At 68.9% G+C, this 20,227-nt stretch carries 19 protein-coding genes; 10 read left to right on the plus strand and 9 right to left on the minus strand.

What is annotated here, in order from left to right; all coding sequences use genetic code 11:
• The first annotated feature begins 76 nt into the window (after positions 1 to 76).
• A complete protein-coding gene (locus tag AB0M67_RS16105; protein ID WP_365745988.1) occupies positions 77 to 1,894 on the plus strand; it encodes a right-handed parallel beta-helix repeat-containing protein in 1,818 nt (605 codons plus the stop codon).
• 90 nt (positions 1,895 to 1,984) lie between these two features.
• Here AB0M67_RS16105 and AB0M67_RS16110 read toward each other — a convergent pair whose 3' ends face one another.
• A complete protein-coding gene (locus tag AB0M67_RS16110; protein ID WP_365745989.1) occupies positions 1,985 to 2,779 on the minus strand; it encodes an SAM-dependent methyltransferase in 795 nt (264 codons plus the stop codon).
• 165 nt (positions 2,780 to 2,944) lie between these two features.
• Positions 2,945 to 3,685, minus strand: a complete 741-nt coding sequence (locus AB0M67_RS16115; protein ID WP_365745990.1) for an NIPSNAP family protein — start codon at positions 3,683 to 3,685, stop codon at positions 2,945 to 2,947.
• Between the two features lie 130 nt (positions 3,686 to 3,815).
• On the opposite strand from AB0M67_RS16115, the gene AB0M67_RS16120 reads away from it, so the two are divergent.
• The 6 genes from AB0M67_RS16120 (at position 3,816) to AB0M67_RS16145 (ending at position 11,635) form a co-directional block, all read left to right on the plus strand.
• The gene (locus AB0M67_RS16120; RefSeq protein WP_365745991.1) at positions 3,816 to 4,793 is read left to right on the plus strand and encodes a WYL domain-containing protein; all 978 of its coding nucleotides are present in this window, start codon (positions 3,816 to 3,818) and stop codon (positions 4,791 to 4,793) included.
• A gap of 292 nt (positions 4,794 to 5,085) precedes the next feature.
• Positions 5,086 to 5,991 (plus strand): endonuclease/exonuclease/phosphatase family protein, encoded by a 906-nt coding sequence (locus AB0M67_RS16125; RefSeq protein ID WP_365746084.1) that lies wholly within the window; start codon positions 5,086 to 5,088, stop codon positions 5,989 to 5,991.
• A 167-nt stretch (positions 5,992 to 6,158) separates the two neighbouring features.
• Entirely contained in the window at positions 6,159 to 7,958 is a 1,800-nt protein-coding gene (locus AB0M67_RS16130; RefSeq protein ID WP_365745992.1) for a serine/threonine-protein kinase, read from the plus strand.
• A 312-nt stretch (positions 7,959 to 8,270) separates the two neighbouring features.
• On the plus strand, positions 8,271 to 8,849 hold the full coding sequence (locus tag AB0M67_RS16135) for an HPP family protein (RefSeq protein ID WP_365745993.1): 579 nt from the start codon (positions 8,271 to 8,273) through the stop codon (positions 8,847 to 8,849).
• 142 nt (positions 8,850 to 8,991) lie between these two features.
• On the plus strand, positions 8,992 to 10,095 hold the full coding sequence (locus AB0M67_RS16140; RefSeq protein ID WP_365745994.1) for a glycoside hydrolase family 43 protein: 1,104 nt from the start codon (positions 8,992 to 8,994) through the stop codon (positions 10,093 to 10,095).
• 124 nt (positions 10,096 to 10,219) lie between these two features.
• Positions 10,220 to 11,635, plus strand: coding sequence for a hypothetical protein (locus tag AB0M67_RS16145; protein ID WP_365745995.1), 1,416 nt, complete (start codon positions 10,220 to 10,222; stop codon positions 11,633 to 11,635).
• 151 nt (positions 11,636 to 11,786) lie between these two features.
• Here the strand turns inward: AB0M67_RS16145 and AB0M67_RS16150 are convergent, their stop codons facing one another.
• Positions 11,787 to 12,467 (minus strand): TetR/AcrR family transcriptional regulator, encoded by a 681-nt coding sequence (locus tag AB0M67_RS16150; protein ID WP_365745996.1) that lies wholly within the window; start codon positions 12,465 to 12,467, stop codon positions 11,787 to 11,789.
• Between the two features lie 152 nt (positions 12,468 to 12,619).
• Between AB0M67_RS16150 and AB0M67_RS16155 the strand changes: the two genes are divergently transcribed.
• Positions 12,620 to 13,546: an NADP-dependent oxidoreductase gene (locus AB0M67_RS16155; RefSeq protein WP_365745997.1), complete on the plus strand. Its 927-nt coding sequence runs from the start codon at positions 12,620 to 12,622 to the stop codon at positions 13,544 to 13,546.
• A 132-nt stretch (positions 13,547 to 13,678) separates the two neighbouring features.
• On the opposite strand, the gene AB0M67_RS16160 is transcribed toward AB0M67_RS16155, so the two are convergent.
• The 3 genes from AB0M67_RS16160 to AB0M67_RS16170 are packed head-to-tail and all read right to left on the minus strand — an operon-like array spanning position 13,679 to position 16,537.
• The gene (locus AB0M67_RS16160) at positions 13,679 to 15,121 is read right to left on the minus strand and encodes a pyridoxal-dependent decarboxylase (RefSeq protein WP_365745998.1); all 1,443 of its coding nucleotides are present in this window, start codon (positions 15,119 to 15,121) and stop codon (positions 13,679 to 13,681) included.
• Position 15,122: 1 nt separating this feature from the next.
• The gene (locus AB0M67_RS16165) at positions 15,123 to 15,791 is read right to left on the minus strand and encodes a GNAT family N-acetyltransferase (protein ID WP_365745999.1); all 669 of its coding nucleotides are present in this window, start codon (positions 15,789 to 15,791) and stop codon (positions 15,123 to 15,125) included.
• 32 nt (positions 15,792 to 15,823) lie between these two features.
• On the minus strand, positions 15,824 to 16,537 hold the full coding sequence (locus tag AB0M67_RS16170) for a polysaccharide deacetylase (RefSeq protein WP_365746000.1): 714 nt from the start codon (positions 16,535 to 16,537) through the stop codon (positions 15,824 to 15,826).
• Positions 16,538 to 17,040: 503 nt separating this feature from the next.
• Between AB0M67_RS16170 and AB0M67_RS16175 the strand changes: the two genes are divergently transcribed.
• Together AB0M67_RS16175 and AB0M67_RS16180 are read left to right on the plus strand one after the other, a co-directional pair.
• On the plus strand, positions 17,041 to 17,442 hold the full coding sequence (locus AB0M67_RS16175; protein WP_365746085.1) for a hypothetical protein: 402 nt from the start codon (positions 17,041 to 17,043) through the stop codon (positions 17,440 to 17,442).
• Between the two features lie 85 nt (positions 17,443 to 17,527).
• The gene (locus AB0M67_RS16180) at positions 17,528 to 18,001 is read left to right on the plus strand and encodes a hypothetical protein (protein ID WP_365746001.1); all 474 of its coding nucleotides are present in this window, start codon (positions 17,528 to 17,530) and stop codon (positions 17,999 to 18,001) included.
• 133 nt (positions 18,002 to 18,134) lie between these two features.
• On the opposite strand, the gene AB0M67_RS16185 is transcribed toward AB0M67_RS16180, so the two are convergent.
• The 3 genes from AB0M67_RS16185 to AB0M67_RS16195 all read right to left on the minus strand — a co-directional run bounded on the left by AB0M67_RS16185 (position 18,135) and on the right by AB0M67_RS16195 (position 20,071).
• Positions 18,135 to 18,722 (minus strand): DUF4240 domain-containing protein, encoded by a 588-nt coding sequence (locus AB0M67_RS16185; RefSeq protein ID WP_365746002.1) that lies wholly within the window; start codon positions 18,720 to 18,722, stop codon positions 18,135 to 18,137.
• Between the two features lie 178 nt (positions 18,723 to 18,900).
• Complete coding sequence (locus AB0M67_RS16190; RefSeq protein WP_365746003.1) at positions 18,901 to 19,521, minus strand: hypothetical protein; 621 nt, start codon at positions 19,519 to 19,521, stop codon at positions 18,901 to 18,903.
• Between the two features lie 109 nt (positions 19,522 to 19,630).
• Positions 19,631 to 20,071 (minus strand): hypothetical protein, encoded by a 441-nt coding sequence (locus tag AB0M67_RS16195; RefSeq protein ID WP_365746004.1) that lies wholly within the window; start codon positions 20,069 to 20,071, stop codon positions 19,631 to 19,633.
• Between the last annotated feature and the right edge of the window lie 156 nt (positions 20,072 to 20,227).

Here is a 20,227-nt window from a genome sequence, read left to right on the forward strand (position 1 = left end):
TGGGACGGGTGTGCGTCCCGGCCTGCCCGTCCGGCTCCCGTTCCCCCCACCGCAAATCCCATCAAGAGGTGTCCATATGTACCGAAGAGCCTTGTCCGTCCTCTCCGGCGTCACGTTACTCGCCGCGTGCGCCGTGTCCGTCCTTCCCCGCGATGAAGCCCGCGCCGACGTCGTCGCCGCGGCTGATGCCACGTCGATCGCCGCGGCCGCGGGCGCCACCACACCCTTCGTGACGGTCGAAGCCGAAACCGGGACGCTCGGCGGCGGCGCCCGCGTCCGCTCCATCAGCCCGGGAGCCCCCGCGCCGACCGCGGCCTCCTTGGAGACCGAGGCATCGGGCTACGCGCTGGTCGAGCTGAAGGCCACCGGTGATTCGGTGACGATGCCGAACAGCACGGGCAAGAACGCCAATACGCTGGTGGTCCGCGCCTCGATTCCGGACGCACCGGCGGGCGGCGGCATCACCGCGTCGCTGAACCTCTATGTGAACGGTGTGTTCCGGCAGGCGATCACGCTGAGTTCTCAGCAGGCGTGGAACTACCGCGGGGCGACCACCAACCCCGACGACCCCCGCGCCGGCGGGATGCCCTACCGCTTCTACAACGAGTTCCCCGTCTGGGTCACGGGTGCTCCGATCGCCGCGGGCAGCACCATCAAACTCCAGAAGGACGCCGCCAACACGGCTGCCGTCTATGACATCGACTCCGTTGATCTGGAGAACGTCGGCGCCGCGCGGACCCAGCCGGCCAACTCACTCTCCGTGGTCAGCTCCGGCGCGGATCCGAACTTCGTGAAGGATTCGACGGTCGCCATCCAGGACACCGTGAACGCCGCCCGAACGCAGGGCAAGTCGGTGTGGATCCCCCCGGGCAAGTATCTGACGAACAGTCTGGCATCCACACCGTTGAACCTCACCGGCGTCAAGGTGGAGGGCGCCGGTATGTGGTACACCACCATCTACCGCAAGGTTCCTCTGCCGTCCAACTCATGGCGTTCCCAGATCCTGGTGGGTTCGGGCACCACACTGACGGACCTTCAAATCGATGCCAACGCCATCTGGCGGGGAATCGGTGGCACCGGCGGTTCTGACTACGGAATCAACGCCAGCGGTGCCGGTGGCTGGCTGGTCGACCGGATCTGGACGCGGCACATCGACGCCAACTGGCTGTCGGGCACCAATGGCATCATGCGGAACAGCCGGACCGCGGACAGCTACGGTGACGGTTTCAATGTCAACAACGGCAACACACCGAATCCGGACAAGCTCGGCCGTAACATCACGGTCCAGAACAACTTCGCCAGGAACACCGGTGACGATTCCTTCGCGACGTACTCCGACGCCGGCACCAGCGGTACCAACGGCCAGATGAGCGGAACGAAGATCCTCAACAACACCGCGATCGCGCCCTGGTGGGCCAATGGCATCCGGATCGCCGGCGGACAGAACGTCGAGGTGAGAAACAATCTGGTGAACAGCGTGTCATCGAACAGCGCCCTGGAGATCAGCGTGTTCGGCGACACAGGACACCCCTTGCAGTCGGCCACGGTCAGTGGAAACGTCCTGCTCGGCGGCGGTGGCTGGAACGGCGTCCGGCACGGAGTGCGGATCGGCTCCCCGTCCAGCACCTCGCTGTTTCCGGACGCCTACACGAACGTCACCATGAGCGACAACATCATGCGCGGATCACTCCGCGCGGGCCTCCACATCGACCGGACGCGCGTCAACGCGACACTGAGGAACAACACGATCGACCGTCCGGCGAAGCAGGGAATCTGGATCCCGACGGGGGTCACCGGCACGGGGTCCTTCACCGGGAACACGATTCAGAACCTGTTCCCGGGCCAGGTCGCGACGCAGAACGACTCACCGGCCACCTTCAAGATCACAGGCTGAGGTAACCCGGCCCGAAGCCCCGTTCAGCTCGCGGTCGGGCGTGCGCCACCCCTGTGTGCGGCGCACGCCCGACCGCGGTGCGAACGGTTCCTATCGTTTGATCCCCACGAACCCCCACTGCTCCAACGGCGTTCCGGTGAACCGCTCCTCGGGACGCCACAGACTGATCGAGCCGAACCCCGGCTCGACCAGCTCCAGACCGTCCGCGAAGGAGCGGACGATCTCGGCGGGACGTGACTTGTACGGCAGGGCGCCACCGCTCTCGTACTCGTCCGACGCGGTGAGCGTCATCGGCGTCTCGATCGTGTCGCACAGGACAAGGCAACTGCCGACCGGGAGGGCGTCCAGGTAGCCGCGCAACAGCGCCGCCGCCCGGTCGTCGTCCACGACATGGCCCAAGGTGGAGAGCAGCAGCACCGCGACCGGCTCGGTGAGGTCGAGTGTCTTCGCGGCCTCGTGCAGAACCGTCTTCGAGTCCGTCAGATCCGCGGGCACGAAGTCCGTGGCGCCCTCAGGGCTGCCGACAAGCAGCGCGCGTGCGTGGGCCAGCACGATCGGGTCGTTGTCGATGTACACGATCCGCGATTCCGGGGCCGCCTCCTGGGCCACCTCGTGGGTGGAGTTGGCCGTCGGCAGTCCGGTGCCGAGGTCCAGGAACTGCCGGATCCCGGCCTCCTCCGCCAGATACCGCACAGCCCTGGCCTGGAACCGGCGCGACGCCCGGGCGATATCGATGATCTGCGGGAACATCTCCTCCAACCGCGCGCCGAGTTCCCGGTCGACCTCGTAATTGTCCTTGCCACCGAGCCAGTAGTTCCACACCCGAGCCGAATGCGGTGTGCCCGTGTCGAATCTCCGGCTCACCGCTGCCTGCTCCGCGTTCATCGCGCTCTCCTCCCGTCATCCCCGCACTCCCCGGCGGGGCCGGCCCATGCTTCCCCATACGGTACGGCCCACCCGGCGCGGGTGGAGGTCATGACCAGCAGATATTCCTTGGCCTCCGGCGTGGCGGATCACATAGGGGGCGTTGGACGCCCGGGCCCGTCCGGATCAGGAGATGAGCGAGCGGCCTGTGGGCGTCAGCCGCAGTATCCGGGGGGCTGCTGTCTGTTCTCGCTCAATGCCCGGCAGGATCTCATCCCGTACGAGGGGATGGGCCTGTATATCGGCGAGGTGCCGTCGGTACGCGCTCTCGTCGGGGTACGAGGTGAAGACCGCGGCGACGTTCTCCCCGGTGCGAACCGGCAGCCCGGGGAAGGTGTTGTGTGCGGTCTCGCTGATGAGGGCGGCGAGCGGCGCGGGTCCGGTCTTGTGGAGCACGGGGAGAAGGCCGTCCCGGATCAGTGTGATGCCGTCGTGTCGTCCGGGAGGGAAGGACCACACCGTGGCGGACACGAACCGTTCCGGTTCCGGGGCACCGGCCCGGGGGCGCTCGGACGGGGAGACAGCGAAGCCACACTCGTCCGACAGGGGACGCAGGAGGAGGACATCGTCGGAGTCGATCATGGTGGCGTTGGCCTGGGGGCCGTGCTCGGCCCAGACGGGGCCGCCGTAGAAGGCCGTCAGCGCCTGGTGCCGTACCGCCATGTCCCGGAACCCGCGCAGCCAGACGAAGCGATCCGGATCGTCGAGGTCCCGGAACTGGCCGAGCACCACCATCCCGGTCTCTTCCTGGGTTTCGATGAACTCCCGGTCGAACAGCTCGATGAGCTCGTCGCGCCGGCCGGACCGCAGTGTGTACTGGCGAAGCTCGATCACGGCGGGGCGGGCGACAGGGTGGGTGGGAGGCACGGCAGGCTCCTGTTCGGTTCTCTTCCGCGGGCGCGCGTTCCCGGCTCGTTCGGTCGGAGCCGGGCGCGAGGGCCAACGGTAGGAGAGCCGTGTGCCAGGTGCTGTCAGGGTTTCCGGGGAGAATGCGCCCATGTCTGCCAGTCGACTGCTGTCGGTGCTTCTTCTGCTGCAATCCCGGGGCCGTATGTCCGCGCGAGGGCTCGCCGACGAGCTGGGCGTGTCCGTACGGACCGCCTACCGTGATGTGGCGCGTCTGCAGGCCGCCGGGGTCCCGGTCTACGCGGAGCCGGGTCGGGGCGGCGGCTATCAGCTGGTCGACGGCTATCGCACCCGGCTGACGGGGATGAGCGAGGGCGAGGCGCGGGCGCTGTTCTTCGCCGGGCTGCCGGGCCCCGCCGCCGACCTGGGGCTGACGGCGGAGGTGACGGCAGCACGGCTGAAGCTGCTGGCCGCGCTCCCGGCGGAACTGCGCGAGGAGGCGGCGCGGACCGCGGCCGTGTTCCACCTGGACGCTCCTGGCTGGTACCGGGAACCCGAGCAGACGCCGTATCTGCCCGTGTTCGTCGACGCGGTGCTCACCCAACGTGAGGTGGAGGTGCACTACCGCCGTTGGCGCGCGCCGCAAGAGGTGCGTCGCCGGCTTCGGCCCTACGGACTCGTACTCAAGTCCGGTGTCTGGTACCTCGTGGCCGCCGGGAAGAACCGGATCGCGACCTATCGCGTGACTCAAGTCCTCGACGCGGTGCCGAGCGACGAGCGGTTCAGCCGGCCGCGGGACTTCGACCTGGGCGCGTACTGGACCTCGTACCTCGACGAGTTCCGGACGCGCCGCTACACCGGCACAGCCACCATCCGTCTGTCGCCACGGGGACGCGGGCGGCTGCCCGACAACCTCTCCCCGGAGGTGGTGCGGGCGGTCGACTCCACCGCGACCGCCGCCGACGACGACGGATGGGTCGAGGCGGTCATCCCGACCGAGAGCACGGAGCACGCGTGCGGCGAGTTGCTGCGGCTCGGTATCGACGTCGAGGTCGTCGCGCCACCCGGACTGCGCCGAGCCATGGCCGAGACGGTAGGCGTACTCGCCAGAGCCTACGGATCCGCCTGACCCGCCGCGGCGCGCGTCCGGACGGTCGTGGTGGCCGGAATAACTCCGGCGCGTTCGACGGCGTTCGTGCCGTGGAGCATGGGGGCCCGGGGTGGAGCGGGAAACCGATTCCTCCGGTGGCGCGTCCGGGGGTACGAGGGCAAGTGGAGGGGAGTCCAGGGTGGTTCGGGTGCGCGCGGAGAACGGTGGGGCGGCGGCGGTAAGGGCGGCGCGCCGGTGGGTGGGGCGGCGGGCTCCGAGTGCGGACGCACGGAAGGGCGCGAGGCGACGGTCGCCCTGGACGCGCGGGCGGGTGCTCGCCGCGCTCGCGGCGCTGACGGCCGGGCTGCTGGTGTTCCACCGGGCCGTGCCCAACTCCGTGGGCCGTGCGGGTAGTTTGCTGGAGGCGTTCCTGCCCTGGCTGGGCCTGGTGGGGGTGGTGCTGCTCGGCCTGGCGCTCCTGCGCCGTTCGGCCCTCGCGCTGGTGGCCCTGCTGCTGCCGGTGGCCGCCTGGACGTACCTTTTCGGCGGACTGCTGCTGCCCGGCGGCGAGCCCGGCGCGCGCGATCTGGTCGTGGTGCAGCACAACGTCAGCGACGAGAACACCGATCCGGCGGGCACGGCGCGTGCTCTCGCCGACGCCGGGCCCGATCTCATCGCGCTGGAGGAACTGATACCCCCCGCGCTGACGGTGTACGAGACGACCCTCGCCCCGGACTACCCGTACCACGCGGTCCGGGGCACCGTCGGGCTCTGGTCGAAGCATCCCCTGACCGAAACCCGGCAGCTGGACATCAAACCCCGGGAAATCACGGAGACTTGGAGTCGCGCACTGCGGACCGTGGTCCGCTCCCCGCACGGTGAGATCGCGGCATATGTCGCGCACCTGCCCTCGGTCCGTGTCGGGGCGAGTGGCCTCGCGTCCTCCTGGCGCGACGAGAGCGCCGGCCTGCTGGGCGAGGCACTCGCCGACGAGGAACTGGACGCGGTGATCCTGCTGGGCGACCTCAACAGCACGGTCGACGACCGGGGATTGGCGCCGCTGACCTCACGGCTGAACGTGGCGGAACGTGGCTTCGCCCTCAGCTTCCCCGCCGCCTTCCCGCTGGCCCGGATCGACCAGGTCATGGCCCGCTCGGGGACCGTCGGCCACATCCGCACCCTGCCCGCCACCGGCAGCGACCATCTGCCGGTCGCCGCCCGGATCACACTGGACTGAAGGAGCCGGGCCGGCACCTGTCGCGGACTCGCCGCCTCCCTGATGAGCGGCGGGTACGTCGAGGACTCCCCCGTTCCTCCGTCCTGTACGAGAACACTCCCGAACCTCTGGGCATTTGTGCGTTCTTCGCGGTCCGCCGGATGCCGGGGTGTGGCAAAGTCGTGCCGGTGGATGAGCTGCGACTTCAGGATCCCGAGCGCATAGGCGCGTGGCGGATTATCGCCCGGCTCGGTGCGGGCGGCATGGGACAGGTGTACCTCGGCCGTTCGCCCGGCGGACGGCTGGTGGCCGTGAAGGTGATCCGCGACGAGATCAGCGATCACCCCGAGGCGCTGGCCCGGTTCCGGCGGGAAGCCGCGACCGTGGAAACCGTACGGAGCCCCTACACCGCCCAGTTGATCGAGGCGTCGCTCGATACGTCCCCGTACTGGCTGGCCACCGAGTACGTACCGGGACCCACGCTGCGCGACGCCGTGGGAGCGAGCGGCCCGTTCCCGCCCGAGAGTGCCCTGCGGCTGCTCGCGGCGCTCGCCGAGGGGCTGGCCGCGGTCCATGCCCACGGAGTCACGCACCGGGACCTGAAACCGCAGAACGTCATCCTCGCGCCCCAAGGGCCGCAGCTGATCGACTTCGGTATCGCCAGGGGACTTGAGCAGACGATTCTCACCCGGGACGGAACCGCACCCGGGACCCCTGGATACGCCGCGCCCGAGGTCCTCCTGCGCAATGACGTCACCCCGGCGGCGGACATCTTCGCGCTGGGAGCGACGATCGCCTACACGGCGACCGGCCGGCCCCCGTACGGTACGGGCGATGCCATGACGGTGAGCTACCGGACGGTGCACGAGGACATCGACCTGAGGGGCGTACGGGACGATCTGGCGGCGCTGATCCGGCGGTGCGTCGCCAAGGAGCCGGCGGAGCGGCCCGAACTGGCCGCCGTGATCGCCGGATGCGCGGTGGACTCGGCGCTGGCCGCCGATGCCCATTACCGTTCGGTGGCCCGCGATACCGACCCCGTACCCGGGTCCGGGTACGTGAAGGGCCCGGCCGGGTCGTCCGGTGCGCACGGGCCGTCGGAGCGGAAAGCGGAGACGGCCACCCCCGTCGCCCCCGTCACGGCCGCATCGCCCACCTCGCCCACCTCGCCCACCTCCGCCACGGATCGCGGCCCGGTGCATCACGCTCCGGCGCAGCCGGCGGGCACCGCGTTCTGGGCGTACTCCGACACAACCCCGTACGACGGGCCGGATCGCCAACCGCCTCCCGTCCGGCGCGCACGCCGTGGGGGTTGTCTCGCCGCATGCGTGGTGGTGGCGCTCCTGGTGCCGGTCGCGATCTGGCTGTTCCTCGAAGAGGAGGACGACAAGGGCTCAGAAGCGGCACCCGGGACCGATGTCCTCGTGTCCGGGCCTGCCACCACGGGCCCGGCGAAGCGCCCGCCGGACCACATCGTGAACGACCGGGTCTCGCAGGACCGTTGGACCCTGTCGGACGATCCGGAACAGGCCGCCATGGGCATCGGCTCCTGCGACCTGGCGAGTCTCACCGACTCCTTGCCGCCGGGTGACCTGCGATCCTCCGTCTCGCACACCACCGGCTCGGACACCGCCGCGGTGGAGCTGCGCCCCAAGACCGCCGGGGAGGGAAAGCGACCCGCGCCGTACTACGTGTCCGTCGGGATACGGCCGCCGCACGAAACCGACCGCGCCACCGGGCGCCCCCTCCGGTCGGCGAGCAAGGGGATCGGCTTCACCAGCAAACCCATCGACCTCTACTCCCAGTGGTCGTCGGGCGGAACCATCAAGCTCAACTATCCCGAGGACTTCCGGGCCCACTTCGAGGATCGGACCGTCGACGCGATCCCGGTCGGAGACGACCGGGGCGACTGGACCGTGGTGCTGTACCACGTCGAGGGCGGACCCACGAAGTACACGTCCATCGTGTGCAACGGCTTCCACGCCTGAGCCACGACGAGTCCGTGTCCGACCGCGCGGAGCGGCCGGCGCGATTGTCCGCAGCCGCAGCCACAGCCACTGCGGCGCCGCGGCGTCGAGAGCCGCGGTCCGCGGTCTTTGATCGTTGGCGTCGATCAACTGATCGAGAAGCGCTCTTGGACGGCCGGTGATCCAGGAGGGCAGGATGTCGGAGCGTTCCCCGACCTGACGGACGACGAGCCGCCGTGGGCCGGAGGTGGGGGCGCTTCCGAGGAGTCCTGTGCTGATCTCGCATGCCCAGAAGGCGTACGTTCCGCTCGGCGGGGCGGGGGCGTCGTACTCATGACGCTCGACCGGTCCGGGATTCGGGAAACCGAGGACGACACCCGCCCCGCGCGGCGGCCCCGATCCCGCGGGTCCAGTTGGTCGAGATGGTCCCGCTGGTGGAAGGTCGGCGAGCCGAGGGCGCCCCGGCGTACCGTCATATCGGCGTCCGTCACCACATCGGTCGCGCTGACCGTCCTGGTGACCGTCGGAACGCTCACCCACCAGACGGTGCTGATACCGCCCCTCGCGGCCACGACGGCGATCATCACGGTGACCCCCGGCTCGCCACTCGCGCAGCCCCGCCACGTCCTCGGCGGACACCTGCTGTCCTGCCTCGTCTGTTTCACGGTCCTCGCCCTCGGCTGGCACGGCCCCTGGGCCGCCGCCCTGGCCTGCGGCGCGGCCTGCGGCCTCGGTCTCCTCTTCAAGGTGGCCCACCCCCCGGCCATGGCGACCGTCGTCATGATCATGCTCAACGAACCGCGCGCCATCCCCTTCACGGCCCTGCTGGCCACCGGCGCGACGCTGCTCGTCCTGGTACAGCTGATCTCCTCCCGTCTCCAGCGAGAGGTCTATCCCACGACCTGGTGGTGACCGGGGCGGACCGACCTGGTGGTGACCGGGGCGAATCGACTTGGTGGTGACCAGGGCGGACCGCTCGCCCTCTTGACGGCCGCTCACCTCATGGTGATTAGCTGGAAGCGCCACCCGTCGTGGACATGACCAGGAGGACCTGATGCCCCCTACGCGATGGCTCGCCGGCATCGTTCCCCTCGGACTCGTCGGCGCACTTGTGCTCGGGCATGTGTCCACCGCCGGCCCCGCGGAAGCCGTCACCGCGGTGACGGCCGACCAGCCGTCCACGCTCGGCCGCCCCCTGGTCGGCGGCGCCGACCCGAGTGTCATCAAGGTCGGCGACCTCTACATCTCCGCCAAGTCCGTGGACGGCGGCATCGCGGTACGGTCCGCCTCCACCCTGGAGGGCGTCGCCACCGCGCCCAAACACCAGGTGTGGCAGGACACGGGCAACCTCGGCGAGGTCTGGGCCCCGGAGATCGTGCACCACGACGGTCACTACCGCGTCTACTTCGCCGCCGGCAACGGCGCCGCCCACCGGATGTACCAGATCAGCTCGGCCAACCCGGACACCGGCTATTCCGCCGCCACCAAAGTCGCTCTGCCCGATGACAAATGGGCCATCGACGGGGTGCCCTTCACATTCGGCGGCCAGCGTTGGTTCGTGTGGTCCGGCTGGTCCGGCGACACCAACGTCGAGCAGAACCTGTACGTCGCCCGGATGAGCGGTCCCACCACGACCACCGGCGGCCGTTACGTCATATCGCAGCCGCGCGAGCCGTGGGAACGGGTCGTGGGCAACCCGTACATCAACGAGGCACCCCAGCCGATCATCGACCCCAGCGGGCAGTTGCACATCGTGTACTCCGCGAACGGCAGCTGGAGCAGCCAGTACTGCATCGCCGACCTGCGGCTGCGGGCCGGCGGCGACCCCACGTATGTGTGGGACTGGTACAAGAGCAACGGCTGCCTCTTCGGCTCGCACGCCCCGACCATGATGCCGGGCTGGGACCCCACGCTGAATGTCGACGGTCCCGGCCACCACACATTCGTCCTGCCGCGCGGCGACGTCGCCGCCGGCCCGCCGTCCGGCAACCGGTTCCCGACCATGTTCCACGCGGTCGCCAAGGGCACCCCGTACTCATGGTCCAACCGCTACTGGTACACCGGCACGGCCGTCTGGTGGGGCAACACCACGTACCGCAGGGCCAACGTCCCCGGCGCCACCAGCACCGTCGGGTACAGCCTCAAGTTCTTCGAATGAGAACCGTCGCCGGGCTTGTCGCGACCGCCTCCGCGATCCGTCGGTGACTCTGCCACCAGCCCACGACTCTTGCTGTCCGACGCCCCCGCGTCCGATGCCCCCTCCCGCGAGTAGGAGTCCGCCCATGTTCGGTCCGCCCGCACTGTCCCGACGTCGCTTCCTCGGAGCAACGAGCGCGATCGGACTCACCGGTGTGTTCGGGGCCGGGGCGACGGGCACCGCGCTGGCAGCGGACGGGAGCAGCGTCGTACCCGTCAACTGGCCGGACCTGGGCTCCTATTCAGGGGCGGACGCCGCCGGAACCCGAGTGACGGCCGTTCTCGCCGGGAGTGCCCGATACCTGATCGGGCCCTGGTACGCCGCCAACTACACCCACTACCTTCCCGACGGCTATATCGACCTCAAGGGAACCGACGAGCGGGCCGTCCGGCTGCCCGCCATGGCCGCCGTCGCCGCCACAACGGCCTTGGTCACCGACACGTACGACCCCCGTACGCTTTCGGCCGCGAACGCCACCATCCGAACCCACAATCTGATCCGAACCCTCGCCGCCCGGCACCGGGCCAACAACGCGAACACCGGGACCCGTTGGGGCGGCGGATGGCAGACCGCCCTGTGGGCGTACTACACGGCCCTCGCGGGCTGGCTCTTCTGGGACCGGCTGGACGCCACCACGCGCGACCATCTCGTCGCCATGCTGGTATGGGAAGCGGACCGGCTCACCACCGGCGACAGCGTCCACCTGATCGGCACCAGCGGTGATCAGCTGTATATGACCCGCCGCGACGGCACCATCGTCACCCCCGGGGACAGCAAGGCGGAAGAGGACAACTGGAGCGCCGCCGCGCTCTCCCTGGCCGCCTCGATGATGCCGAACCACCCCAACACCGCCCGCTGGACGCGTCGCAACATCGAACTCCTCCTGGCCGCGGCGGCCAGACCGGCCGATCTCACCGGCAGCGCGAGCATCAACGGTATCCGGTTGTCCTCCTGGCTGCAGGGGACGAACATCGCCGACGACGGAACACTGGAGAACCACGCACGGCTGCACCCGCTGTACATGGTGGCCTTCGACCAGAGCCTGTACCAGGGTTTCGTCTTCGGCCTGGCGAACCGGGCCGCGCCGCGGGCCGCGCTGCACAACATCAACCGGGTGTACGCCGCGCTGGTGGACAAACCCTTCCCGCTGCCCGGCGGAGGCACCAGCCCGATCTACCGTGAGAACTCGGCGGAGATCTACTATCCCGAGGGGAACGACTGGGGTACGCACTTCCCCTTCTACTTCGGCAACTTCGACCTTCTGGTCTCCCTCACCGGGCAGGACCGGGGCATCTCCCCGTCCGCCGCCGAGTGGGAGGGACTGCACAACAACGCACAGCTCTCCCTCATGTCCCGCTTCACCGATGGCCGGACCTACGGCGCCGATGGCGAGAACACCTACTACGGGCGGGAGCACCGCATCGGCGCGATGGCGGGGCAGACGTATCTCACGCTGTTCCTGGCCCGCAATTCGACCGGCAACCGACTGCGCTGGACGTGAGACAGACAACAGACCTGCTCCGGGCGCGGGTTGCGCGTGGAGGTCCCCCTCTCAAACCGCTGGGCGGAGGTTGGCGAGGCTCCCGCTGCCGCGGTGCGACTCCCTCCACAAGCGCGCAAGCCCGCGACGTGTGCACGCCTCCGCCCGGCGGTCACTCCGTTCGACGCGGTGGCCTGTAGAGGTCGTCAAGGCGGAGTGGCGCGGGCGGGGGCAGGGGTGTGCCGTCCGCCGGCGGGCAGGACTGGAGGAAGTAGGCGAGCAGGCGGCGGGACGCGGCCATGGAGGCCGCCGGGGACTCTCGCACGACGCCGTTGTTGGCCAGGAGCAGGAGCGTGACGTCGCTGGGGTCGAAGTCCTCGCGCAGCTGTCCGCTGTCCTTGGCACGCTGTACCAGCCGGGCGAGGCATGTCTCGGCGCGGGCACGCTCACGATGGACGTCGGGCGCGTCGGGAAACTGGGAGAGGAACGCGGCGCTGAACCCGCGGTCCTGGGCCTGCATCATGCACACCTTGGTGAGGACGTCACGAAGTCCGCGCCAGGGATCGTCGTCCTGAAGGGCCTCGTCGAGGGCCGCGACGCACTGGCCGAGTTGTTCGGAGAACGCGGCGGCGATCAGCGAGCCGCGTGTCGGGAAGTGCCGGTAGAGGGTGGCGGCACCCACACCCGCTCTGCGGGCGATCGCGCTGGAGGACACGTCGGTGCCGTTAAGGGCGTACGCCTCGCGGGCGGCCTGGAGGAGCCGGGCGCGGTTGTGCCGGGCGTCGGCTCTCCGCCCCGGGGTGGGAGGGCCGGAGGCGGAGGGGGGCGGGTTCCGAGACAGTTGATCAGGCATGTCTCCCACTTAATCACAAACGGAAGGGGCTGACCGGTTAGCGGGTTAGCGTGACCTGGTACCGCGGTGACCCGCGGTCGGCTCTCCGCCGCAGAGGTGAGCGGCCACGAGTTCGCCTGCTGAACGACGTGTCATATGTACGGAGGTTGTCCATGTTCGCTGTGCAGTACCACCGCTATGGCGGTTCCGAGGTCCTTGGCGTGGAGGAGGTCGAAGAGCCGCACGCCGGGCCCGGTCAGGTCCGCGTCGCGGTGCGTGCCACCGGTGTCACCCCCGCTGACTGGTACCTGCGCTCAGGGATGCTGCGGGACATCGCCACCGTGGACTTCCCCCATATACCCGGCATGGACGCCGCGGGAATCGTCGACGAGGTGGGAGAGGGGGTGACCGGCACCGCCGTCGGAGACGCGGTCTTCGGCCTCGTACCCTTCGTGGATCAGGGAGGCGCCGCGGCCCAGTACGCCGTGCTGGAGGCGTGGGCGCCCAAGCCTCGGTCATGGTCGTTCGAGGAAGCGGGTGGCGCCGCGGGCAATATCGACACGGCCACACGTGTACTGGACGCGCTGGGAGCCGCCGAAGGCATGACCTTGCTGATCGATGGCGCCGCCGGCGGCGTCGGCACCATCGCCGCGCAACTCGCCCGGGCCCGCGGCCTCGCCGTGATCGGCACCGCGAGCCAAGGCAATCACGGCTTCCTCGACCAGCTCGGCGTCGTACCGGTCACCTACGGGCCGGGGCTGGCCGATCGCCTCGCCCCACTGGCCCCGCTCGGTGTCGATGTGGTTCTGGACGCGGCCGGTAAGGGCTCTCTCGCCGAACTGGTGGCGATCGCCGGCGATCCGCACCGCGTGGTGACCATCGCGGACTTCGACGCCGGCCGGCACGGAGTGCGGTTCTCCCGCTCCGAAGCCGGCGAGTCGCCGGGCTGGGCAGGACTGCCGCTAGCGGCCGACCTCGCCGACCAGGGCCGCCTCACCGTCCCGCTGCACGCCGTGTTCCCGCTGAAGGAGGCCGCCGCAGCCCACGACGTCAGCGCCGTCGGCCACGCGCGCGGCAAGATCGTCATCACCGTGCCCTGACCCGGCGGACGATTCGGCCCGGCGGCGAGCACACGCTCCGTGCTCGCCTCGCCGGTGTGTGAGGGCTTCGCGCCCAGGTCGGTGTGAAGCCCTCACGGTCGGTGTCAAGCCCTCACGGTCGGTGTGAAGCCCTCACCGTCGGTGGGACGGCTCCGATCCGGGTTCCGCGTGATCGCGGTACGCCTGGAGGAACGCGACCGCGGTGGCCTCGGCGCTTTCCCAGCCGCTTTGCCAGTTGGATACGGAGATCCGTACCGCGGAGTGGCCGTTCCACGTCGTGGGGGTCACCCAGCACGAGCCGCTGCTGTTCAGTGTGTCCACGACCTGTCGGGTATGGCGCTCGTCACCGACGCGCACGAGCACCTGGTTGAGTGTGACCGGGGCCAGTAGGTCGACGTCCGTCTCCTCCCCCAGGCGGCGGGCCAGTTCGCGGGCGGCGTCGCAGTTGCGTTCCACGATGCGGGCGATTCCGTCGCGGCCCTCGTGGTGCAGGATGGCCCACAGGGTCAGGGCCCGGGCGCGCTGGGAGATCTCCACTCGGTGGTCCATCGGGTCGCGGCCGGTGCGTTCCGTGGTCTGGAGGTAGTCGGCGTTGAAGCGGACCGCGTCGATGAAGGGCTCGGGGCGGGCGCACAGCGCGATTCCGCAGTCATAGGGTGTGTTGAGCCACTTGTGGCCGTCGCAGGACCAGGAGTCCGCCTGCTCCAGGCCGTTGAGCCGCGGCCTGAGGGCGGGGGACGCCGCGGCCCACATGCCGTAGGCGGCGTCCAGGTGGAGCCAGCCGTCGTGTGCGTGGGTGATGGAGGCGATCTCGGCGAGCGGGTCGACCGATCCGCAGTCGGTGGAGCCGACCTGTCCGCAGACGATGAGGCTTCCGGGCGCGTTCGCCGCGAGTTCGGCCAGGTGGCGCGGGTCCATACGGCCGTCGGCGCCGGCGTCGACCCGCTCGATCTGACCGCCGAGGCCAAGCAGCCGCAGGCAGCGCAGGCCCGAGACGTGGGTGTGCCGTCCGACCAGGACGCTCACGCGCGGCGCCTGGCGCATCCCGCGCTCGTTGACGTCCCAGCCCGCCGCGTGGAGTTGTTGCCGGCGGGCGGCGGACAGGCACGCCAGATTGGCCGTCGTACAGCCCGAGGTCAGTCCCATGACCGTGTCCGGCGGCAGCCCGAACAGGTTCACCAGCCAGCCTTCGCAGACCCGCTCGGCCACCGAGGCCAGCGGGCTCGTCTCGTAGACGGCGGCGCACTGGTCCCAGAGACTGACCAGCCAGTCGGAGGCGATACCGATCGGCAGCGCGCCGCCGACCACGTAACCGAAGCTGTGGGAGTCTCCCGAGGGGAGCAGGCCGGACTCGCCGGCTTCGATGAGGCGGCGCAACGTCATGTGCTGCGCGTTGCCCTCCTTGGGGAGCTCCCCGCCCAGCAGTTGACCGAGTCGCTCCGGGCTGCGTGGGCGCACCGGCCGTGGCGTCTCCAGGAAGAGACGCGCGTAGTCGGCTATCGAATCGAGAAGATCCAGGTCCTCGGGCATGACCTGGCCGTCGGCGATGTGGGCTTGTCCAAGGCTGCCGGTCATCTCAGCTCCCGCCGTGGACCGTGTCGGGGTGCGTTCGTCCGGCTACCGTCGAAGGAGGTCGCCAGATCGGAAAGATCGGTGGTCCGTCGGGAAGGGTCAGCGCGGGTCCCAGCCGGCGCTGGCCAAGCCGTTCGTAGAGAGCCAGGTTGCGTGGTGACGACGCTTCCGCGTAGGCACCGGCCCGGTCCTCGTCCGCCAGGGCGAACAAGCACTTCTTGAGGCGGGTGCCGAGGCCGCCGCCCTGGTACCGCGGCCTGGCCGCGACGAAGGTGCCGTAGTAGTGAGGGGGAAGATCGTGCGGGTGTGACGCACTCAGCATCATCAGAAGATGGACGGGCCTGTCGGACCGGCTTCCAAGTTCGTCACGCAACGAGTCGAGAAGCCGGTCGCGCGTCTCCTCCGACTGTTCCACCGCGTCGGGCGGAAAGTACATGCTGACCGCCCCGTAATCCTCGGTCCGCAGTACGGAGCCACCGTGGGCGAACGTATGGCCGACCATGACGGTGAAGAATTCCTTGAGGGAAGACGGACGTGTCTCCGCGTCCGGGAACAGCCATTGGAACACCGGGTCCTCGTCGAAGGACTGCCGGTAGACGGAGACGATTTCGTCCAGCCCGTCGGGGGAGGCGGGGTAACAGGAGAAATCGGTTGCCACTTCGGTGACATTCATGGGTTCTCTCCTTCGCGAGGTAAGAAGTCGGCCTATACGGGCTGGGCAGACGGTCCGCGTGCAGAGGGAGGCGCGACTCCGATCCGGCCGGCGATGTGGCGCGCCACTTCTTCGTGAGTGGCGAACCAGACACCCGGTCGGCTGCCGATATGGGCCAGCAGTTCCCGCAGGACGAGCATGCGTGACCGGTGGCCGATCACATGCGGGTGCAGTGTGAGCTGGAAGAGCCCGCCCTCGGCGAAGGCGCCATCGAACTCGTCCTTCCAGATCTGGAGAACCTGACGAGGCGCCAATATCTGGCGCGTCGCGGGATCGTCGGGAAAGTACGGAGCGTCGTCCCGGATCCAGGCGACGGGGACCTCCACAATTCCGGTCCGCTCACCGCGTTCCAGCAGTTCGTAAGGCTCGTCGTCGGCCATCATCGAGGAGTCGTACAGCAGTCCCAGATGCCGTGCGACGGGAAGGGTGTGCTCGCTGAAATCCCACCACGGCGTACGCATCCCCCGGGGGGTGAGGCCCGTGTGCCGGCGGAGAACCTCGGCGCTGCGTTCGGCCAGCGTGTACTCCTCGGCCGCCGGGAGGTCACCGCACCGCTCGTGAATCCATCCGTGCAGACCCACCTCGTGCCCCTCCGCCTGAATCGCGTCGATGGCCTCGGGTGCCAGTTGCATCGAGACGGCGGGGACGAAGAAGGAGGCACGGGCGTCGTGTTCCTTGAGCAGCGACATGATTCTCGGCAGGCCCACGCGCGCCCCGTAGTGGGCCTGGGATATGTATCCGGGGGATGTTTCGTTCAGGCAGAAAGGTGCCGTTTCGTTGTCGACATCAAAACTGAGGGCCACGGCGACGGACACCCCGCCCGGCCAGCGGAAAAGGCCCGCACCCCGCCCTGCCCCCACGTGAGCGGCGAGACTCCGCCACTTCTCCTCCGGCCAACGCCAGGGGGGTGCGGTGTACGGGTCTTCCATGGCTTTCTTTTTCGCGCTCTGCGTCCGGTTCTCCATGGGGTATCAGTCCCGCGGGATAGAGGAATGAAGGAGTCAGTTGCGCACCGAAGACGAACGGTCCCGGGCGAGGGGCACGACTCCACAACATTCTTACCCCGTTGGTTTCCGGGCGCCACTCGGCGGCGGGGAACTCGCCCCTGTTCCCGGGCCGTCGGCTGTGGCAGGAGCCACGCGTCCCGATGTACGAGCAGGGCCTCGGCGACGGCGCCACAACCGAGAACCCGCTGCTAGATTCGTCCGCCATGCGATCACGTGAGTACGACCTCGACTTCCGCGACAGGGCCGGGCGCATACGCGCCTGGGGTATCGGTCTGTTGGCTGTGGCGACGCTTCAGTGGGCATGGTGTGCTCTGTTGCTGCTCACGCCGTACACAGTCGATGAGGAGCCCGACGACCGTTACCCCGCGGAGTGCGAGTCACGGTTGTTGACCGAACGTGGTACAGCCAACGACGGTCTGCAAGGAGGAGATTGGTGTCAGAACGAGCGCGACTGGCCTGAAGTCCTGGCCGTGCTGGGGCTGTCCGTGCCGGTGTCGGTCGTTGGTGTGGCGCTCTTCACGAGCGGCAGTGTGAGTATCCGGATGAGTGCCCACGCCGAAGCGATGCGCGAACTGGACAAGTACGCCGACGCACAGAACGCGTAGCGTCCACGGGTCGGCCGGCCGCTGGTTCGGGTGCATCGGAGCTGTGGGCCCGGGATGTCCGAAGCGGCCAGTAGCCTCAGGCACCATGGGCATTCAGATCGATGTGGTGGCGGGTTACCCGGTCAACGATGAGATGGAGAGGGTGCTCGGGTTGGCCGAGGCGGTCGGCGAACCCGTCACTGTCACGTTCCTGTGGGAGGGGCGTGAGGAGGCGGAACGCGCGGTGCTGGTGCCCGCGGCCACACTGGCGCTCTGGGAGCACTGGGCCCCCACCGCCTACCCGGCGCGTGACGTCGGCGACGAGAACCAGGCTGTGGCGGAGGAGCCGGAACTGGCCCACCCAAAGGAATTCGGCGCGTTCACGCTCTTTCGCCGTCGCGCAGGAGGGCGCACGGCGGTGGCTCGCAAAGGCGTGGTGGTCGCCGAGCTGCTGGGCCCCGACGAGGCGCACTGGCTTCAGGAGAAGGCCCGCGATGTCCGCCAAGGCTTCATGGATCCGAAGCAGAAGGCGGCGTTCGAGGAGTTCCTTGCCCGGCAGGCATCCCTGGATGAGCAGTGACGCGCCGCCCCACCGTCCTGGAGTTTCCGCAGGAGCCATGTTTGCTGAGAACGCGTGAAGAGGTTGTCGCGACCATCCTGGCAAAGCGGCAACTCACAGCGAGATCAACGGACAACCGGAGTGCGACGGGCCATCAGGGCTGCGTCGTGATCGGAAACTTGGAGCTCAACCGCGGCAGCTTGCGCGTCGCTTCGACCTCGTCCCGCACGTCCCAACGCTCTCCCAGCGGATCTCGAACCACTCCGTCGCCGCTCAGGCAGGCGTCTACGGCCGCATAGAAAGCTCCGTCCTCGTCAGACATCCCGGTCACCTCTTCATGGGCTTCGGCCGCGACGTAGTCCAGCTCCTCCCACTCCGGCCAGTCATCGTCCCAAGAACCTCGTGGCCGACCCACCAAGCGCTGGACTTCAGGAGCTTCGGCCAGAGTGTCGGGGTTCTGCACAGCCCGCTCGAACGTGGTACGGCCCAGGCCGACTGCCCACAGGCGGAAGTAGCAGAAGCCGTCGTCCGAGCACCAGCCACCGAAGATCCGCTCGGCGGCACCCCAGAGGTCCCAGCTGAACCCCTGCCCACACAGACGTTCGAGACAGACCTGGAACTCCACGATCTCCGTCACGGGCTTGCGCGCCAGCTCCTCCCGCAGCCAAGCGAGTTGCCCAGCCCGGCCATGTGCCTGGCCTCGGCACTCTTCAATGAGTTTCCAGAAGGAATCGATGTCCACGTCGGGCACTATGACAGGCACCTCTGACAGGGCCCGGCAGGCCCGCGAGGTCGCCCACTACGGGCTCAGGGAACTCGGCTGACCGTAGGCTTCATCAGCAACCCGCACCAGAAGCAGTCCGCATCGGGTGCCGGCCGTCCCCCGGCCGTCCCCCGGGAATGACACGCTTGCCAGCGGATTACTCTTTCGGGTGCCAGTCCGCCTCAGACCAGTCGTACTCCACGAACTCGTCGGGAACCTGCCCACAGGGCGCGTAGACGCTGATGAACAGAGTCGTGGTCGAGTCGTTCCACCGCACGTCAACTTGCTCGCCGCCCACCGGATTCGCGAATCGGAAGCCCAGTTCGCGGAGGGTTGCGCCTGCACGGTCGCCTTCGTCGGTGAGTTTCCACCCGTCCTGCACCAGCCGCTGGCGCACGCGCCGCTGCGCGTCTCGGGCCGTGGCTTCGGGGACGCCCGGCACGCTCCAGTCGAGGCCGAAGCTGCGGACGTCGCTTCGCGCCTCGTCAATGTGAGCGGTGCTCCTCAGCCCACGGTAGTAACAGGCACCGGTATCGACCCTGCCCGAGTCCGCCGCGTACTTCTCGGGCAGCGCGAAATCGTCGTACACCTCGTCGGACCGGGCCTTGAGCCGTTGCGCGACCGCGTCGGGGTCGGCCGAAGGATACGGCGCGCCGTTCCACACGACGTTCCCCGCCACCACGGCAGCGACCAGCAACACCACCATCACGAGCCCTGTGACGGCATACAGGACGGACCGCCCGGAAGCACGGGCTCTACGTACAGGGCTCTGGAACATGCGTGTGACGGTAGGCGTCAGCGTGGCGCGACGCATGAGTAGCCGTACCCAGGAGAGTTCTGGAGCACCTTCCTTACCGCCTACCGCCGCTTCCTCGTCGCCCTCGACCTCAGTCGAGGTGGTCACGCAGCGCGGCTCTGATCTCTTCGGTGCTCCCCGTAGCCGGCAAGGGCGACGGGATGTCCTCGCCGTTGGCCATGGCGAGGCTGCCGGCAAAGCGCACAAGGTGCGGGGCGGGGGCGAAGGAGTCGCGGAGCCACATGGCGAAGACGGCGGCCTCGTCGGCGGTGACATCGGTGAGGGTGATGTAGGCGTAGTCGGGGCTCGGCATCGCCGCCGTTCCGTCCGCCCATACGTCCGGGGCCAGTTCGACCTCGAAATCGAGCACGGTCATGTGGTGGATTCCGGATGTCCGGTATTCCACGGTGGGTTCGGGAAACGCCTGCCTCAAGGCCCTCTCCAGGGACTCAAGGGTGGCATGCCAGGCTCCGCCATCCCCCTCGGGCGGGTAGAAGGCGAAGTTGGTCCGGATGTTTCGCTCAGCGGTCACTGTCATTCCTCGGTCTCAGGGTACGTATCGCGTCGAGCCGGGCGTATGCCGTCCACCATCAGCCCACGCTTCTTCCTCGCCAGTGGCATCTCCCGCTCGGGACAGCCGGGCGAGCCGAGTGCGCGCGGCCACCAGGTTCACCACGAGCACGTCTCT

The organism is Streptomyces sp. NPDC051662, from assembly GCF_040681655.1.
GTDB lineage: Bacteria > Actinomycetota > Actinomycetes > Streptomycetales > Streptomycetaceae > Streptomyces.

Bases quoted from the DNA above. Each gene is read 5' to 3' on its own strand.
- AB0M67_RS16180 (WP_365746001.1), top strand. From the start codon at position 17,528: ATGGGCATTCAGATCGATGTGGTGGCGGGTTACCCGGTCAACGATGAG.
- AB0M67_RS16140 (WP_365745994.1), top strand. From the start codon at position 8,992: ATGCCCCCTACGCGATGGCTCGCCGGCATCGTTCCCCTCGGACTCGTC.
- AB0M67_RS16155 (WP_365745997.1), top strand. From the start codon at position 12,620: ATGTTCGCTGTGCAGTACCACCGCTATGGCGGTTCCGAGGTCCTTGGC.
- AB0M67_RS16110 (WP_365745989.1), bottom strand. From the start codon at position 2,779: ATGAACGCGGAGCAGGCAGCGGTGAGCCGGAGATTCGACACGGGCACA.
- AB0M67_RS16175 (WP_365746085.1), top strand. From the start codon at position 17,041: ATGCGATCACGTGAGTACGACCTCGACTTCCGCGACAGGGCCGGGCGC.
- AB0M67_RS16145 (WP_365745995.1), top strand. From the start codon at position 10,220: ATGTTCGGTCCGCCCGCACTGTCCCGACGTCGCTTCCTCGGAGCAACG.
- AB0M67_RS16190 (WP_365746003.1), bottom strand. From the start codon at position 19,521: ATGTTCCAGAGCCCTGTACGTAGAGCCCGTGCTTCCGGGCGGTCCGTC.
- AB0M67_RS16135 (WP_365745993.1), top strand. From the start codon at position 8,271: ATGACGCTCGACCGGTCCGGGATTCGGGAAACCGAGGACGACACCCGC.
- AB0M67_RS16150 (WP_365745996.1), bottom strand. From the start codon at position 12,467: ATGCCTGATCAACTGTCTCGGAACCCGCCCCCCTCCGCCTCCGGCCCT.
- AB0M67_RS16105 (WP_365745988.1), top strand. From the start codon at position 77: ATGTACCGAAGAGCCTTGTCCGTCCTCTCCGGCGTCACGTTACTCGCC.
- AB0M67_RS16120 (WP_365745991.1), top strand. From the start codon at position 3,816: ATGTCTGCCAGTCGACTGCTGTCGGTGCTTCTTCTGCTGCAATCCCGG.
- AB0M67_RS16160 (WP_365745998.1), bottom strand. From the start codon at position 15,121: ATGACCGGCAGCCTTGGACAAGCCCACATCGCCGACGGCCAGGTCATG.
- AB0M67_RS16165 (WP_365745999.1), bottom strand. From the start codon at position 15,791: ATGAATGTCACCGAAGTGGCAACCGATTTCTCCTGTTACCCCGCCTCC.